This window comes from Streptomyces sp. NPDC051322 (assembly GCF_040689485.1).
Lineage (GTDB): Bacteria > Actinomycetota > Actinomycetes > Streptomycetales > Streptomycetaceae > Streptomyces.
Map to the genome: position 1 here is coordinate 253,866 of NZ_JBFBAK010000010.1, position 14,746 is coordinate 268,611.

The following is a 14,746-nucleotide window of genomic DNA, read 5'->3' on the forward strand; positions in this document are numbered from 1 at the left end:
TGGTTAGCGCTCTCCCTACAGTGGTGCGCGGACCGTACAGAGAACATCCGCAGGGAGAAAAATCATGGGTATCGTCGTCACCGGAGCCACCGGAGCGCTTGGCCGGCTCGTCATCGACGAGCTGCTGACCAAGGTCCCCGCCGACCAGGTCACCGCACTCGTCCGCAACAAGGAGAAGGCCGCGGAGCTCGCGGCGCGCGGCGTCGAGCTGCGGATCGCCGACTACGACGAGCCCGCCACGCTGGCCGGTGCCTTCCGGGCCGGCGACCGGGTGCTGCTGATATCGGCCAGCGAGGTGGGCCGCCGCATCCCGCAGCACACCGCGGTGATCGAGGCGGCAAAGGCGGCGGGCGTCGCCCAGCTCGCGTACACCGGCATTCTGGGCGGCCCGGACGCCGACTTCCAGCTGGCCGCCGAGCACAAGGTGACCGAGCAGCTGATCCTCGACTCCGGGCTGCCCCACACCTTCCTGCGCAACGGCTGGTACAGCGAGAACTACACCGCCAACCTCGCCCCGGTCCTCGAGCACGGCGCGGTGGTCGCCAACGCGGGCGAGGGGCGGGTCGCCTCCGCCGCCCGCGCCGACTACGCGGCCGCCGCGGCCGCCGTGCTGATCTCGGACGGCCACCTGGGCAAGGCGTACGAGCTGAGCGGCGACACCGCCTGGTCGTTCGCCGAGTACGCCGCCGAGGTCGCGAAGGCCACCGGCAAGGACATCACGTACACCGAGGTCCCGGGCGCCGTGCACCAGGAGATCCTGGTCGGCGCCGGTCTGCCGGACGCCTTCGCGGCGATCCTGGTGGACGTGGACTTCGCCATCGGGCGTGGCCTGCTGGCCGGTACCAGCGGCGATCTGGCCGCACTCATCGGCCGCCCCACCACCCCGATCGCCGCCACCATCGCGGACGCTCTCGCCTGACCGCTCCATCCCGCGCTGCACGGTCATGGCCGGTCATGACCGTGCAGCGATACGGACATGACAGCCGGCCTCCTCTGCCGTTACCTTCGTCTGGTTGTCGGACGAGATGCAGGGAGGGCCCGTGAAGGGGACCAGCGAACGGGCAGGGTTCCTGAACGGCGTGGCCGCCTACGCGATGTGGGGGCTCGTCCCGATGTTCTGGCCGCTGCTCAAACCGTCCGGCGCCATCGAGATCCTCGCCCACCGCATGGTGTGGTCGCTGGGTGTCGTGCTGATCGCCCTGCTGGTCATGCGCCGCTGGGCCTGGATCGGCGAACTGGTGCGCACTCCGCGCAGGCTGGGACTGGTCGCGGTGGCCGCGGTGGTCATCAGCATCAACTGGGGCGGCTACATCTGGGCGGTGAACGACGGCCAGGTCGTCGAGGCCTCGCTCGGCTACTTCATCAACCCGCTGGTCACCATCGCGATGGGCGTCCTGCTGCTCGGCGAGCGGCTGCGCCCCGCCCAGTGGGCGGCCGTCGGCACCGGTGTCGCCGCCGTGCTGGTGCTGGCCATCGGATACGGCAAGCCGCCGTGGATCTCGCTGATGCTGGCCTTCTCCTTCGCGACCTACGGACTGGTCAAGAAGAAGGTCAACCTCGGCGGTCTCGAGTCGCTGGCGGCCGAAACGGCCGTCCAGTTCCTCCCCGCCCTCGGCTATCTGCTCTTCCTCGCAGCACACGGCGACGCCACCTTCGGCACCCCGGCGCACGGCGCACTCCTCGCGTCCACCGGACTGGTCACCGCCATCCCGCTGGTCCTCTTCGGAGCGGCGGCGATCCGGGTGCCGCTGTCCACGATGGGCCTGCTGCAGTTCCTGACGCCGGTGTTCCAGTTCGGACTGGGCATCCTCTACTTCCACGAGGCGATGCCGCCGGAGCGGTGGGCGGGCTTCTCGCTGGTGTGGCTGGCGCTGACCGTACTCACCTGGGACGCGCTGCGAAACGCGCACCGGACGCGGGCCGAGGCGGTACGGCTGAAGACCGAGGCGCGGAACACGGGTGCGCCCACCGCCATGGAGACCACCCGCACGGACCCCGCCGCCGCGAACCCGCCCAGCACCGAATCGGCCGGCTGAGACCGAGTCAGGTCGCGCGCAGTGCCCTCAGCACATGGGCGATCAGGTCGGCGATCCTGGCCGGATCGTGCGGTTCCCTGCGCAGGGTGTGGCGGTAGTAGAGCGGCCCGTAGAGCAGCTCCACCGCCATCGCCAGGTCGGTGTCGGCGGGGAGCGCGCCCTGCGCCTGCGCACTGCGCAGGCGTGCCGTGCACGACTCGAGCCGCGGCCCGATGAACTGCTCCTGGACAGCTCTGGCCAGCTCGTCGTCATACTGGAGCTCGGTGAGGATCCCGGCGTACGCCGGCCCCAGCGGCGGGTAGGCGAGCAACCGCACCACGGCGGTCATCTGGGCCAGCAGATCCGCCGCCAGATCCCCCGTGTCGGGGAACGGCTTGGTCCGGATGACAGCGTTGTCCACCGCCTCCAGCAGCAGCGCGCCCTTCGAAGGCCACCACCGGTAGATCGTTTTCTTGCTCACCCCGGCCCGCGCGGCGATCCCCTCGATCGTGACACGGGCGTATCCCCGTTCGGCGCAGAGTTCCAGCGCGGCCGAGAGAATGGCCTGCTGCGATTTCTCGCTGCGGCGCGCGGGGTTGGGGACCAGGGGCACCTTAGTAGTCTATTCCGGAAGCTCTGGGGCGGACTATACGTAGCGTGTTGACAGCGGAAGGTGGACGGCCGAGAATAATCGCCGGGGAAACGGTACGTGTCGTGTCGAGCCGCGTCGGGGGACGGCTTCTCGGTACGGCACGTGCCCTCCTCCCGTGCTGTGACCCTCGTGCTGTGATCCTGGGTGCCGACATCCTCAGGCCGCGATGTCCTTCGCCGTGAACCGGGCCCAGGCCGCCGAGCCGAACACCACCGCGTACAGCCCCTGCAGACCGAGGTTCCTGATCACCTGGTCCCAGTAGACCGGTGCGCGCAGCAGGTCCGCGAAGGACAGCCAGTAATGCGGGAAGAGATAGGGCTGGATGGCGTGCAGCTGCGGGATACCGTCCAGGATCTGCACGGTGATCAGCAGCCCGACCGTCGCTGCCATCGCGGCGATGCCGCTGTTGGTGAGCGTGGAGATGAACAGGCCCAGCGCAGCCACCCCGATCAGTGAGCCGGCCACGACCACCGCGATGAGCAGAGCGCGGCCCAGCCCGTCCAGGAACGAGATCTGGGTGCCGGAGATCGTCGTCACCTCGCCCAGCGGGAAGAGCAGCGCACCCACCACGAGCGCCGCGACGGCCACCACCAGGGTCGCGACCAGGCAGAAGGCCAAGGTGCAGGTGTACTTGGCGAGCAGCAGCCGGGTCCGGCCGGCCGGCGCCACCAACAGGTAGCGCAGCGTGCCCGCGCTCGCCTCGCCCGCGATCGCGTCACCTGCGATGACTCCGATCGCCATCGGCAGGAAGACCGGCAGGGTCGCCGCGAGGGCCGCGAACACCAGGAAGAGACCGTTGTTGGTGATCTGGGTGAGGAACGCGGGACCCGCACCGCCGCCGTCGACCGTCGAGCCGTTGTCGGCCTGCCACTTCACGGCGATCCCGATGAGCACCGGCATCGCGGCCAGCACCGCGAGCAGGACGAGGGTGCGGCGGCGCCGGAAGGTGATGGTCAGCTCCGACCGGAACAGCCCCAGCGACCAGCGCGGCTTCACCGCGCCGGTCGCCGGCACCGCGGCCGCCGCCGCGTGCTCCGGATCGGCTTCAGCCTGCGACATCGAAGCCCTCCCCGGTGAGTGCGACGAAGGCGTCCTCCAGCGAGGCCCGCTCGACCCCGAAGGCCCTGACCCGGACGTCCGCCCTGACGAGTGCGGCATTCAGGTCGGCCGGTTCGGTCTCGTCGGACGGAAGTTCACCGCTGACCCGGTTCTCGGCGACGACCACGTCGCGGACGCCCAGTTCCTTGAGCACCCTCGCCGCCTCGCCCGGATCCGGTGTGGTGACCATGAGACGACCGCGGGTCGCCAGGTCGCCCACCGGGCCCTGGGTGATCAGCCGTCCCTGTGCCATCACGGCGGCGTGCGTGCAGACCTGTTCGATCTCGTCGAGCAGGTGCGAGGAGAGGAACACGGTGGTGCCGTCACCCGCGAGTTCCCGGACCAGGATCCTGATCTCCCGCATGCCCTGCGGATCCAGTCCGTTGGTCGGCTCGTCCAGCACCAGCAGCCGCCGGGGCTGAAGCAGCGCCGCGGCCAGCCCGAGCCGCTGCTTCATCCCGAGCGAGTACGCCTTGGCCTTCTTCCCCGCCGCCGGCCCGAGCCCGACCCGGTCCAGCGCGGCCTCGACCCGGGCACGCCGGGTGCGGGGGTCGGCCTCCGGGTCGGCGGAGTCGTAGCGGACCAGGTTGTCGCGCCCGGAGAGAAATCCGTACAGCGCCGGCCCCTCGATGAGCGCGCCCACCCCGGGCAGCACGGTGCGGGCGGCGCGGGGCATCGGCTGCCCCAGCAGCCGGGCCGAGCCGGAGGTCGGCTCGATGAGCCCCAGCAGCATCCGGATGGTGGTGGTCTTGCCGGACCCGTTCGGCCCGAGAAACCCGAAGACGCTGCCCCGGGGGACGGTGAGGTCGAGGTGATCCACGGCCAGCCCCCCGTCGCGGAAACGCTTGGTGAGGGCGTGGGTTTCGATCACCGCCTCTGCGGTGGCGGCTGCCTGCATGGGGATCCTCGGGTCGAGGTGGCCTCACACTCCCCCGGACTCCGTCCGGGGGTACCCCCAGGCCGGGCTGGTTCTGGCTGACGTCGGCCATATCCAGCCCGTCCGGCGTGTGAGGAGCGGGGTCCGGGGCGGAGCCCCGGCTACTTCGCGGCGTCAGCGGCCCGCACCAGCGCGTCCTTGTTCACCGTCCCCACGAACACCTTGCCGTCGTCCGTGATCAGCGCGTTCACCAGCCGGGTGTGGAACACCATGCCCGAGCCGAACTTGCCGCTCACCTTGTCACCGAGCGAGTCCAGGAAGCCCTGCGCCGCGGCCGGCACGTCGCCCTTCTTCCCGGCGGCCCCGGAGCCCAGCGCCCCGAGCCCCTGGCCACTGCCCGTGTCGAGCCGGGCCACCGACGTCCAGCCCTTGCCGATGACGTTCAGACCCTTGAAGCCGTCCGGAACGGCGGGCGTCGGGTCGCTCTTCGGCGCCTGGCGGGTGTCGCCCTCGGTCACCTTCGCGCCCTTGGGCGGCGTGAACGTGAAGGCGGATGCGGCCGGTTTGCCGAAGTCGACCTTGGTGAAGCCCACGTCGATCGCGGCCTTGCCTCCCCCGCTCGGGGTGAGGGTGAACCGCAGCGGGGTGCCGGTCTTCGCGTCGACCGCGACCCGGATGGAACCGATCGTCGAGCCGGACTGCTTCGGCTTGATGAGCAGCTGGTAGGCATCCCGGCCCGCCACCTGGGCCGTGCCGTCGACGCTCACCGAGGTGGTCGGACCGGCGGCCTTCAGCGCCTCGTCGGCGAACGCCTTCGGCGTGGTCGGCAGCTTGTCGGTACCGGCCTTCGGTGTGTCCCGGGCCGGCTGCTCGGCGGACTTCTCGTGGTACGCCTGGTTCGACTTGCTGTCGTAGGCCCAGAGTTGCCGGCCGTTGTGGATCACGCTGTACTCGGCGGCGGAGTCCAGGATGGAAACCCGCTGCTTGTCGGGGCCGTCGGCCGCCACCCGCAAGGTGTGCGTACCGGAAGCGAGTTCCATCAGTTTGCCGTCCGGTGCGGCGCTCGCGCCGCCCTTGTCGCCGCTGCCGCTCGCGCCGCCCGGGAGGAACGATCCGGCCATTCCGCCGAGCGAGGGCAGACCGAGGTCCGTGCTGACCTTGACGGTGCCGGAGAGCTGCTGGGTGTCCGACGCGGCGATCTTCTCGACCAGTTGCTGTGCGGTGATCTTCGGCAGACTCGGATCGCCCGAGCTGGCGAGCGCCGGGACGAGACCGATCGTCACCGCCGCGACCCCCGCGACCGCGACCGGTACGAGATAACGCGTCGCCTTCCGGCGGCCCGCGACCAGGTCCCTGGCCTCTTCGGTGTCCTGTGCGCTGTCGTTCGGTGCCATGTGTGCCCTACCTCCGTGGTCGGCGGCGATCCGTCCGCGTGCGTGCGTCCACCCCGCGCCGCCATTCTCACCCGAATTGGTGGGGTGTGGTGCTATCCATCTCACCAAAATGCCCGCCGGTAGGCGTCAGCCCCCGGGAGCAACTCCACGTACTGCTCCGGTATGACAGCGGGCCCCCGGGGGGCCGTCCGTCCCGTAGGGGCTCACCCGTTCGGCGCGTCCCCGGTACGGTCACCCGATCGGGCGTCAGCAAGCAGCTGTCAGCCCACCCGGTGCACCACGGCACCGCAGAGCTCCTCGAGGGCGGTCTTCGCGGAACACTCGCGCAGCGGCGCCAGTGACGCCCTGGCCTCCTCGGCGTACCGCACGGTGTCCCGGCGGGCCTGTTCCAGTGCCGGATGCGTCCGCATCAGGCGCAGCGCCTCGGCGCACCGGGCGTCGTCCGTGAGGTCTCCGTCGAGCAGTTCGACCAGAGCCAGGTCGTCCGGCCTGGCATGTGCGGAAGCCTGGGCGCGCAGATGGAGTACCGGGAGTGTCGGAATGCCCTCGCGCAGGTCCGTACCCGGCGTCTTGCCCGACTCGTGGCCGTCGCTGGCGATGTCCAGGACGTCGTCGGCCAGCTGGAACGCCGTGCCGAGCCGCTCGCCGTACTGGGTGAGGATGTCCACGACCCCCTCGTCGGCGCCGGACATCATCGCGCCGAAACGCCCGGAGACCGCGACCAGCGAGCCGGTCTTGCCGGCGATCACGTCGAGGTAGTGCCCGACCGGGTCGCGGCCGTCCTGCGGTCCCGCGGTCTCCAGGATCTGGCCGGTCACCAGTCGCTCGAAGGCCTCGGCCTGGATCCGCACCGCCTCGGGGCCGAGGTCGGCCAGGATGTGGGAGGCCCTGGCGAAGAGGAAGTCTCCGGTCAGGACGGCGACGGAGTTGTCCCAGCGGGCGTTGGCGCTGTCCACCCCGCGCCGGACATCCGCCTCGTCCATCACGTCGTCGTGGTACAGCGTCGCCAGATGGGTCAGCTCGACCACCACGGCGGAGGGCACGACGCCGGGTGCGTAGGGATCTCCGAACTGCGCGGCCAGCATCACCAGGAGCGGACGGAAGCGCTTGCCCCCGGCGCGTACCAGATGCTGCGCGGCCTCGGTGATGAAAGGGACCTCGCTCTTGGTGGCGTCGAGCAGCCCGGCCTCGACGGCCGCCAATCCCGCCTGGACATCGGCCTCAAGTACCTGGTCCCGCACGCTCAGCCCGAACGGCCCGACGACGGTCACGAGGGGATCTCCTGTCTGCTGACGATCACACGGATTGTCGATGTGTCGCTGTCCGCACTCAAGTCAGCGTATCCGGTCGGCTTTCGATCACCATGAGCGCCTGCCCGCCCATCTCGAGCACAGACCGAGGGCGGCCGGTATGTTCGAAATGAGCAGATTTGAAGTGGAGTATTTCATTTGTCAGGAACCGAGCTCCGCCTCCGGACCGACTTCCCGTACGAGACGCGCCGCGAAGACGTGTGGATCCCCCTGACGGACGGCACCCAGCTGTACGCACGGATCTGGCGGCCGATCGCCGAGGAGCCGGTCCCCGCGCTGCTCGAATACCTCCCTTACCGGCTCAGCGACTGGACGGCGCCGCAGGACTGGCAGCGGCACCCCTGGTACGCGGGCCACGGCTACGCCTCCGTACGGGTGGATGTCCGCGGCCACGGGAACTCCACCGGTCTGGCGGGCGACGAGTACGACGCGCAGGAGCTGGCCGACGGGGTCGCCGTGGTCGAGTGGCTGGCCGAGCAGCCCTGGTGCACGGGCCGGGTCGGCATGTTCGGGATCTGCTGGGGCGGCTTCAACTCGCTGCAGATCGCGTCGCTGGCGCCGGAACCGCTGAAGGCGGTCGTCGCGGTCTGCTGCTCCGACGACCGCTACGACAACGACGTGCACTACATGGGCGGGTCGGTGCTGGCCATCGACATGCACGCCTGGGCGGCGACGATGCTCACCCACGTGTCGCGCCCGCCGGACCCCGCCCGGGTCGGATCGGTGTGGCGGGACATGTGGCTCAACCGGCTGGAGTCAGTCGACCCCTTCCTGCACACCTGGCTCGCCCATCAGACCCGGGACGCCTACTGGAAGCACGGCAGCGTCTGCGAGGACTACTCGTCCGTTCGGGCGCCGGTCCTGGCGGTGGGCGGCTGGCACGACCCCTACCGGGACGCCGTGCTGCGCCTGGTGGAGCAGCTGGATCCGTCCCGGGTCCGCGGCCTGATCGGGCCGTGGTCGCACCACTACCCGGACAAGGGCCGGCCGCCGGGCCCGGCGATCGGCTTTCTGCAGGAGACGCTGCGCTGGTGGGACCACCATCTGAAGGGTGAAGAGACCGGGGTGATGGCGGAACCCCTGCTGCGTTGCTGGATCAGCGAATCGCACCCGCCGGCCACCACCTATCCGGAGTTGCCGGGCCGCTGGGTCAGCGAACCGTCCTGGCCGTCCCCGCACGTCACGCCGGTCTCCTACGCCCTGCAGGGCGAGCCGATGCCGGTCAACTCGCCGCAGCACACCGGCCTGGACGCCGGACGCTTCTACCCGTACGGCAACGAGTCCGATCTGCCGCCCGACCAGCGGGAAGAGGACGCGAAATCCGTCTGCTTCGAATTCCCGGTCCGGCAGGCGCCGATCGAGATCCTGGGCCGGCCCTCGGTCCATCTGACCGTGCGCTGCACCGTGCACACCGGGCAGGTCATCGCCCGCCTCTGCGACGTGGCACCGGACGGCTCGTCCACGCTGGTCACCCGCGGCGCCCTCAACTTCTCCGCCCGGCACAGCCGCAGCCGCTCCGACGCCTGGGAGCCCGGCAGCACCGAACCCGTCGCCTTCGAGCTGAACGCCATCGGCCACACCTTCCCGCCGGGCCACCGCATCCGGCTCGCGGTCTCCTCGGCGTACTGGCCCTGGATCTGGCCCCAGCCGGACTCGGCGAAGGGCTGGACCCTCGATCCCGCGGCTTCCACCCTGGAGCTGCCGATCCGCGCGCCGGTCACCGAGGACCACATCACCTTCGACATCCCCGAGGAGTCCCCGCCGCTTCCGGTGATCCGCCCCGACCGCGCCCGCCATGACCGGCCGCAGCGCCGGGTCGTCCGCGACGTGGCGGAGCGCACCTGGCGCCTGGAGGTGGACCCGCAGTACGGAGGCACCCGGATCTATCCGGACGGCCTGGAGTACACCGAGGACGTGCTCGACACCTACACCATCCACGAGACGGATCCGCTGTCCGCGCACACCCACTCCGACTGGGCCGTCAGACTGCACCGCCCGGAGACGGGCTGGGACGTGCGGATCGAGACGCACTCCGACATCACCTGCGACGCGCAGGACTTCATCACGTCGAACGAGGTGGTGTGCCGGGAAGGGGACACCGTGGTGTTCCAACGGTCCTGGGCCAAGCGGATCCCGCGCACGGCGGGGTGACGGGAACGGGATGACCGGGCATGGGCAACGGGGTGACGGCAGTGGGGTGACGGGGCGCGGGCGGTGGGGTGACGGGCCTCGCGCAACCGCCGCCGCCGTCGACGTAACGTGTCCTTACCCGGACCCGAAAGCGAGGCAGCACCCATGCCCGAGCAGAGCCCGCTCGACCTGCCCGAAGGCGATCCCTTCGGCCCGCACAATCTGCCCTACGGCGTCTTCTCCACCCCCGAAGAGCCCGACCGGCGCCGGGTGGGCGTGCGCATAGGCGGTCATGTACTGGACGCGGGAGCGGCAGCGCTCGCGCTGGGGTCTCCGTACAGCAGGCTGCTCGCCCACCCCACCCTCAACCCGCTGCTCGCCGCGGGCCGTACCGCCTGGCGCGACGTACGGCGGGCGCTCACCGCCTGGGTCACCGTCCCGGCGCACCGCGCGGACATCGAGCCGTTGCTGCATCCGCTGGCGTCCGTCACGCTGCACCTCCCCTACGAGGTTGGCGACTACGTCGACTTCTACGCCAGCGAGCACCACGCCACGAACGTGGGCAGGATCTTCCGGCCCGACTCGGCGCCGCTGACCCCCAACTGGAAGCATCTGCCGATCGGTTACCACGGCCGCTCGGGCACGGTGGTCGTGTCGGGCACGGAGGTGGTCCGTCCCGCAGGCCAGCGCAAGGCGCCGTCCGAGCCTGCCCCGGTCTTCGGCCCCTCGGTCAAGCTCGACATCGAGGCGGAGGTCGGCTTCGTCGTCGGTGTGCCGTCCGAGCGGGGCAGGCCGGTCGCGCTGGCCGACTTCCGCGAGCACGTCTTCGGCATCCAGCTCCTCAACGACTGGTCCGCGCGCGACATCCAGGCCTGGGAGTACGTCCCGCTCGGCCCCTTCCTCGGCAAGTCCTTCGCCACCTCGGTCTCGGCCTGGGTCACCCCGCTGGAAGCCCTGGACGCTGCCCGGATCGCCCCCCCGACCCGTGAACTCCCGCTGCTGCCCTATCTCGACGACGCAACAGCCGACGAACCCGGTGGCCTGGACCTGCACCTGTCGGTGACGGTGAACGGGCATCAGGTGTCGCAACCGCCGTTCGCCGGCATGTACTGGACGGCCGCGCAGATGCTGGCCCACACGACGGTCAACGGAGCGTCGCTGCGCACCGGCGACCTCTTCGGGTCCGGCACGGTCAGCGGACCGGACCCGGACCAGCGCGGCTCGCTCCTCGAACTCACCTGGAACGGCACCGAACCGCTCGACCTGCCGCAGGGCAAGCGGACATTCCTGGAGGACGGCGACGAGGTCACTCTGGCGGCCTGGGCGCCCGGCCCCGACGGCACCAGGGTCGGCATCGGCGAGGTGACGGGAAGGGTCGTGCCGTCACCATGAGCCAGACGGAGCCGACCCTCCCCGAGGAACTCCTGCTGCTCGCCCTGGACCCGCAGCGGGGCAAGCCGTACTGCCGCAACCGTTTCCTTCAGTACGGGATGGCCGGCGCGGCCCTGGCCGAACTCGAACTCCAGGGCCGGGTCACCGGGTCGCGCGGCCGGGTGCAGGTGACCAACCCGCTCACGCCGCCCGACCCGCTCCTCGCTCAGGTGCTGGCGACCTTGCGGGCCCCGGACAAACGCCGGTTCGCCGGCGGCGTCGGCACCCGGAGCTGGATCCGGCGCACCGGTCGGCAGGTGGAGGGCCTGTACCTGGACCATCTGGTCAAGTACGGCGTGCTGCGCCGCGAGACGCACCGCTTCCTGGGCCTGTTCCCCTACCACCGCCATCCGGCGGGCCCGGACAGCTGGGCTCCGCACGCCCGGTCCCGCTTCGCCGCGGCGGAGGCAGCCGGCTTCCCGGACCGCCGGAGCCGACTGCTGGCCGGCTTCGCGGCGGCGACGGGACTGGCCCGGACGATCGCCCACGGGGGCAGGCCCTCGCGGGCGGCGATGCGGGTGTTCGTACGGGAGGAGTGGGCGCCGCAAGCGGTGCACCGCAATGTCGTGCAGGACAAGTCGAACCAGGCAGGCGGGGGCTGAAGCGGGCGCCGCACCGGGCGCCGCCGCTCAGGCCGGTTCGGCGGCGCCCGGGTCCGCCAGCACCTCCAGCACGCCCTCCCCGTAGGTCGCCAGCTTCTTCTCGCCCAGACCCGCGATCCCGCCGAGCTCGGAGAGCGACGCGGGCCGGACGGTGGCGATCTCCCGCAGCGTCGCGTCGTGGAAGATCACATACGCCGGCACGCCCTGCTCCTTGGCCTGCCTGCCGCGCCAGGCGCGCAGCGCCTCGAAGACCGGGACCGCCTCCTGCGGCAGGTCCGCGGCGGCAGCCTTCGCCTTCCGCTCACTCTTGGCGGCCCTCGCCGCCACCGGCTTCTCGGGCTCCTTGCGCAGCCGGACCTCCCGCTCCCGGGCCAGCACCGAGCCGCTGGCCGGGGTCAGCACCAGCGTGCCGTACTCACCCTCGACGGCCAGCAGGCTCTGGGCCAGCAACTGCCTGACCACGCCCCGCCACTGACCCTCGGACAGGTCGTCCCCAACGCCGAAGACCGAGAGCTGGTCGTGGTCGAACTGGATGACCTTGGCGGTCTTGCGGCCGAGCAGGATGTCGATGATCTGACCCGTCCCGAACTTCTGCCGGCGCTCGCGCTCCAGCCGGACCACCGTGGAGAGCACCTTCTGCGCGGCCACCGTCCCGTCCCAGGTCTCCGGCGGACTGATGCAGGTGTCGCAGTTCCCGCAGGCGGGGGCGACCGCCTCCTGGCCGAAGTACTGGAGGAGCCGGCCCCGCCGGCAGTCGGCCGTCTCGCAGAGCGCCAGCATCGAGTCGAGATGGGCTGCGGCCCGGCGGCGGAAGGTGTCGTCACCCTCCGAGCCCTGGATCATCTTCCGCTGCTGGACGACGTCCTGCAGCCCGTAGGTCATCCAGGCGGTCGACGGCAGTCCGTCGCGACCGGCGCGACCGGTCTCCTGGTAATAGCCCTCGACCGACTTGGGCAGGTCGAGGTGGGCCACGAACCGCACGTCCGGCTTGTCGATACCCATCCCGAAGGCGATGGTCGCCACCACCACCAGGCCCTCCTCGCGCAGGAAGCGGGACTGGTGCACGGCGCGGGTGCCGGCGTCCAGGCCCGCGTGGTAGGGCACCGCCTCGATGCCGTTGTCGCAGAGGAATGCGGCGGTGCGGTCGACGGACGCGCGCGAGAGGCAGTAGACGATGCCCGAGTCCCCCGCGTGCTCCTCCTTCAGGAAGGCGAGCAGCTGTTTCTTCGGGTCGTTCTTCGGCACGATCCGGTACTGGATGTTGGGCCGGTCGAAGCCCGCCACGAAGTGCCGGGCGTGCGGCATGCCGAGCCGCTGGGTGATCTCCTGATGGGTGGCCCGGGTGGCGGTGGCCGTCAGGGCGATCCTCGGCACGTCGGGCCAGCGCTCGCCGAGCATCGACAGGGCCAGGTAGTCGGGCCGGAAGTCGTGGCCCCACTGAGCCACGCAGTGTGCCTCGTCGACTGCGAAGAGTGAGATCCTGGCCCGGCCCAGCAGCGCGACGGTGGCCTCGACCCGCAGCCGCTCCGGCGCCAGGTAGAGCAGGTCCAGTTCCCCGGCGAGCAGCTCGGCCTCCACCGTGCGCCGCTGGTCGAGGTCCTGGGTGGAATTGATGAAGCCGGCCCGGACCCCGAGCGCGCGCAGCGCGTCCACCTGGTCCTGCATCAGCGCGATCAGCGGCGAGATGACCACACCCGTGCCGGGTCTGACCAGGGCGGGGATCTGATAGCAGAGCGACTTACCGCCACCGGTCGGCATCAGCACCACGGCGTCCCCGCCGTCCAGCACCTGCCGGATGATCGCTTCCTGCTCGCCGCGGAAGGCGTCATACCCGAAGACCCGGTGCAGAGTCTCCAGGGCTTCACCCCGTGCACCCGCCGCTTCGCGCTGTGCAGCCGCCGCTTCGCTGTGTGTGCGCTCCGCCACCGCCTCGCCGCTCCCGCTCATCGTGTCGTCCCCCGTCGTACTCGTCCCTTGCCCGTCCCGCCGGTCACTCCAGCCACGATAGGGTCCCGCACCGACATCACCCGACGCTCCGGCCACCGACCGGCTCACGAAGTGAGACGGAAGATGGGACCCGTCGTGGCAGATCTGCCACAGCGGGCCGCAAAATCCCAGTTCAGACCCCCTGCCCGGAGTTCAGCCGGTGGCGCAACACTGCTGCAACACCAGTGGTGACCAACCGTCGGTATGGTCCACCGCATGCCAGCCGAACGCATCCCTGAGCACGCCGCGCCGGTCTCCGCCGCGCGTCGGCGGCGGCTGCGCGCGGACCAGGCACGACAGCTCGCCGACCTGCTGCGCCGCCAGGTACTCACGGGCGGCTTTCCCGGTGGCGTACTGCCGCTGGAGAACGTCATCGGCGCCGACTACCGGATGTCCCGCAATACCGTCCGACAGGCGCTCGACCTGCTGCGCGCGGAGCAGCTCGTCGAGCGGCAGCCGGGCGTCGGCACCGTCGTGGTCTGCGAGAAGTACTCGCACGGCCTGAACAGACTGCAGGGGCTCGCCGAGACCCTGCTCGAGCACGGGCAGGTCACCAACGAGGTGCGCACCGTGTGTCCGGTCCCCGCGCCCGCCCCGGTCGCCGGAAGGCTGGGGGTTCCCGAGCACGCCGACGTGCTCTACATCGAGCGGCTGCGCCGCCTCAACGGACTGCCGCTCTCCCTCGACCTCACCTACATCCCGATGGACATCGGGTCCGGGCTGCTGGGCTGCGACCTGGAGAACACAGACGTCTTCCGGCTCCTGGAAAGGCTCACCGGACAGACGCTGGGCACCGCCGAGATCACCCTCGAGGCCGTCAATGCCGACGCGCACTCGGCCGCCGTACTGCACGCCCCGCGCGGCGCCGCCGTGCTGATGCTGGAACGACTCACCCACCTCTCCGACGGCCGGCCCGTCGACCTGGAGTTCATCCGCTTCCGCGGTGACCGGATCTCCATGAGCGGGCTGCTCCACCGCACCCACTGACCGCCCTCGCACCCCTTTCCAGGAGACAGCTGTGCCTCTGGTCCCCCAGCGCGGCGACGTACCCGTGACCATCGACGAGTCGAAGTGCATCGACGGCTGCACGCTGTGCGTCGAGATGTGCCCTCTCGACTCCCTCGCGATCCATCCGGACAGCGGCAAGGCGTACATGCACGTGGACGAGTGCTGGTACTGCGGCCCGTGCGCCGCCCGCTGTCCCACCGGTGCGGTCTCGGTGAACATGCCCTACCTGCTCCGGTGAAAGGC

At 70.7% G+C, this 14,746-nt stretch carries 13 protein-coding genes; 7 read left to right on the plus strand and 6 right to left on the minus strand.

Annotated elements, in window-relative coordinates:
- Positions 1-64: 64 nt before the first annotated feature.
- Both AB0436_RS24000 and rarD read left to right on the plus strand, forming a co-directional pair.
- Complete coding sequence (locus AB0436_RS24000; RefSeq protein ID WP_366469965.1) at positions 65-919, plus strand: SDR family oxidoreductase; 855 nt, start codon at positions 65-67, stop codon at positions 917-919.
- A gap of 121 nt (positions 920-1,040) precedes the next feature.
- Positions 1,041-2,036 carry an EamA family transporter RarD gene (gene rarD, locus AB0436_RS24005; protein ID WP_366469966.1) on the plus strand — a complete coding sequence of 332 codons (996 nt, stop codon included), beginning with the start codon at positions 1,041-1,043 and terminating at the stop codon, positions 2,034-2,036.
- Positions 2,037-2,043: 7 nt separating this feature from the next.
- On the opposite strand, the gene AB0436_RS24010 is transcribed toward rarD, so the two are convergent.
- The 5 genes from AB0436_RS24010 to AB0436_RS24030 form a co-directional block, all read right to left on the minus strand.
- Positions 2,044-2,628 (minus strand): TetR/AcrR family transcriptional regulator, encoded by a 585-nt coding sequence (locus AB0436_RS24010; RefSeq protein ID WP_366469967.1) that lies wholly within the window; start codon positions 2,626-2,628, stop codon positions 2,044-2,046.
- Positions 2,629-2,823: 195 nt separating this feature from the next.
- Positions 2,824-3,726, minus strand: a complete 903-nt coding sequence (locus AB0436_RS24015; RefSeq protein WP_366469968.1) for an ABC transporter permease — start codon at positions 3,724-3,726, stop codon at positions 2,824-2,826.
- The gene (locus AB0436_RS24020; protein WP_366469969.1) at positions 3,713-4,663 is read right to left on the minus strand and encodes an ABC transporter ATP-binding protein; all 951 of its coding nucleotides are present in this window, start codon (positions 4,661-4,663) and stop codon (positions 3,713-3,715) included. Before AB0436_RS24020 ends, AB0436_RS24015 begins: the two co-directional genes overlap by 14 nt.
- A 140-nt stretch (positions 4,664-4,803) precedes the next feature.
- Complete coding sequence (locus AB0436_RS24025; protein WP_366469970.1) at positions 4,804-6,036, minus strand: DUF2092 domain-containing protein; 1,233 nt, start codon at positions 6,034-6,036, stop codon at positions 4,804-4,806.
- A 260-nt stretch (positions 6,037-6,296) separates the two neighbouring features.
- Positions 6,297-7,307: a polyprenyl synthetase family protein gene (locus AB0436_RS24030; protein WP_366469971.1), complete on the minus strand. Its 1,011-nt coding sequence runs from the start codon at positions 7,305-7,307 to the stop codon at positions 6,297-6,299.
- Positions 7,308-7,484: 177 nt separating this feature from the next.
- Here AB0436_RS24030 and AB0436_RS24035 point away from each other — a divergent pair, with 177 nt between their 5' ends.
- The 3 genes from AB0436_RS24035 (at position 7,485) to AB0436_RS24045 (ending at position 11,509) form a co-directional block, all read left to right on the plus strand.
- Positions 7,485-9,497: a CocE/NonD family hydrolase gene (locus AB0436_RS24035; protein WP_366469972.1), complete on the plus strand. Its 2,013-nt coding sequence runs from the start codon at positions 7,485-7,487 to the stop codon at positions 9,495-9,497.
- Between the two features lie 144 nt (positions 9,498-9,641).
- Entirely contained in the window at positions 9,642-10,868 is a 1,227-nt protein-coding gene (gene fahA, locus AB0436_RS24040; RefSeq protein WP_366469973.1) for a fumarylacetoacetase, read from the plus strand.
- A complete protein-coding gene (locus AB0436_RS24045) occupies positions 10,865-11,509 on the plus strand; it encodes a GPP34 family phosphoprotein (RefSeq protein ID WP_366469974.1) in 645 nt (214 codons plus the stop codon). Before fahA ends, AB0436_RS24045 begins: the two co-directional genes overlap by 4 nt.
- Positions 11,510-11,536: 27 nt before the next feature.
- Here the strand turns inward: AB0436_RS24045 and recQ are convergent, their stop codons facing one another.
- Positions 11,537-13,456 (minus strand): DNA helicase RecQ, encoded by a 1,920-nt coding sequence (recQ, locus tag AB0436_RS24050; RefSeq protein ID WP_366469975.1) that lies wholly within the window; start codon positions 13,454-13,456, stop codon positions 11,537-11,539.
- Between the two features lie 255 nt (positions 13,457-13,711).
- Here recQ and AB0436_RS24055 point away from each other — a divergent pair, with 255 nt between their 5' ends.
- A complete protein-coding gene (locus tag AB0436_RS24055) occupies positions 13,712-14,482 on the plus strand; it encodes a GntR family transcriptional regulator (protein WP_366469976.1) in 771 nt (256 codons plus the stop codon).
- 31 nt (positions 14,483-14,513) lie between these two features.
- Positions 14,514-14,741, plus strand: coding sequence for a ferredoxin family protein (locus AB0436_RS24060; RefSeq protein WP_366469977.1), 228 nt, complete (start codon positions 14,514-14,516; stop codon positions 14,739-14,741).
- Positions 14,742-14,746: the final 5 nt, after the last annotated feature.

Excerpts from the sequence above, each read along its gene's own strand:
- AB0436_RS24000 (WP_366469965.1), top strand. The coding sequence starts at position 65 with ATGGGTATCGTCGTCACCGGAGCCACCGGAGCGCTTGGCCGGCTCGTC.
- AB0436_RS24015 (WP_366469968.1), bottom strand. The coding sequence starts at position 3,726 with ATGTCGCAGGCTGAAGCCGATCCGGAGCACGCGGCGGCGGCCGCGGTG.
- AB0436_RS24020 (WP_366469969.1), bottom strand. The coding sequence starts at position 4,663 with ATGCAGGCAGCCGCCACCGCAGAGGCGGTGATCGAAACCCACGCCCTC.
- AB0436_RS24025 (WP_366469970.1), bottom strand. The coding sequence starts at position 6,036 with ATGGCACCGAACGACAGCGCACAGGACACCGAAGAGGCCAGGGACCTG.
- fahA (WP_366469973.1), top strand. The coding sequence starts at position 9,642 with ATGCCCGAGCAGAGCCCGCTCGACCTGCCCGAAGGCGATCCCTTCGGC.
- AB0436_RS24045 (WP_366469974.1), top strand. The coding sequence starts at position 10,865 with ATGAGCCAGACGGAGCCGACCCTCCCCGAGGAACTCCTGCTGCTCGCC.
- recQ (WP_366469975.1), bottom strand. The coding sequence starts at position 13,456 with ATGAGCGGGAGCGGCGAGGCGGTGGCGGAGCGCACACACAGCGAAGCG.
- AB0436_RS24055 (WP_366469976.1), top strand. The coding sequence starts at position 13,712 with ATGCCAGCCGAACGCATCCCTGAGCACGCCGCGCCGGTCTCCGCCGCG.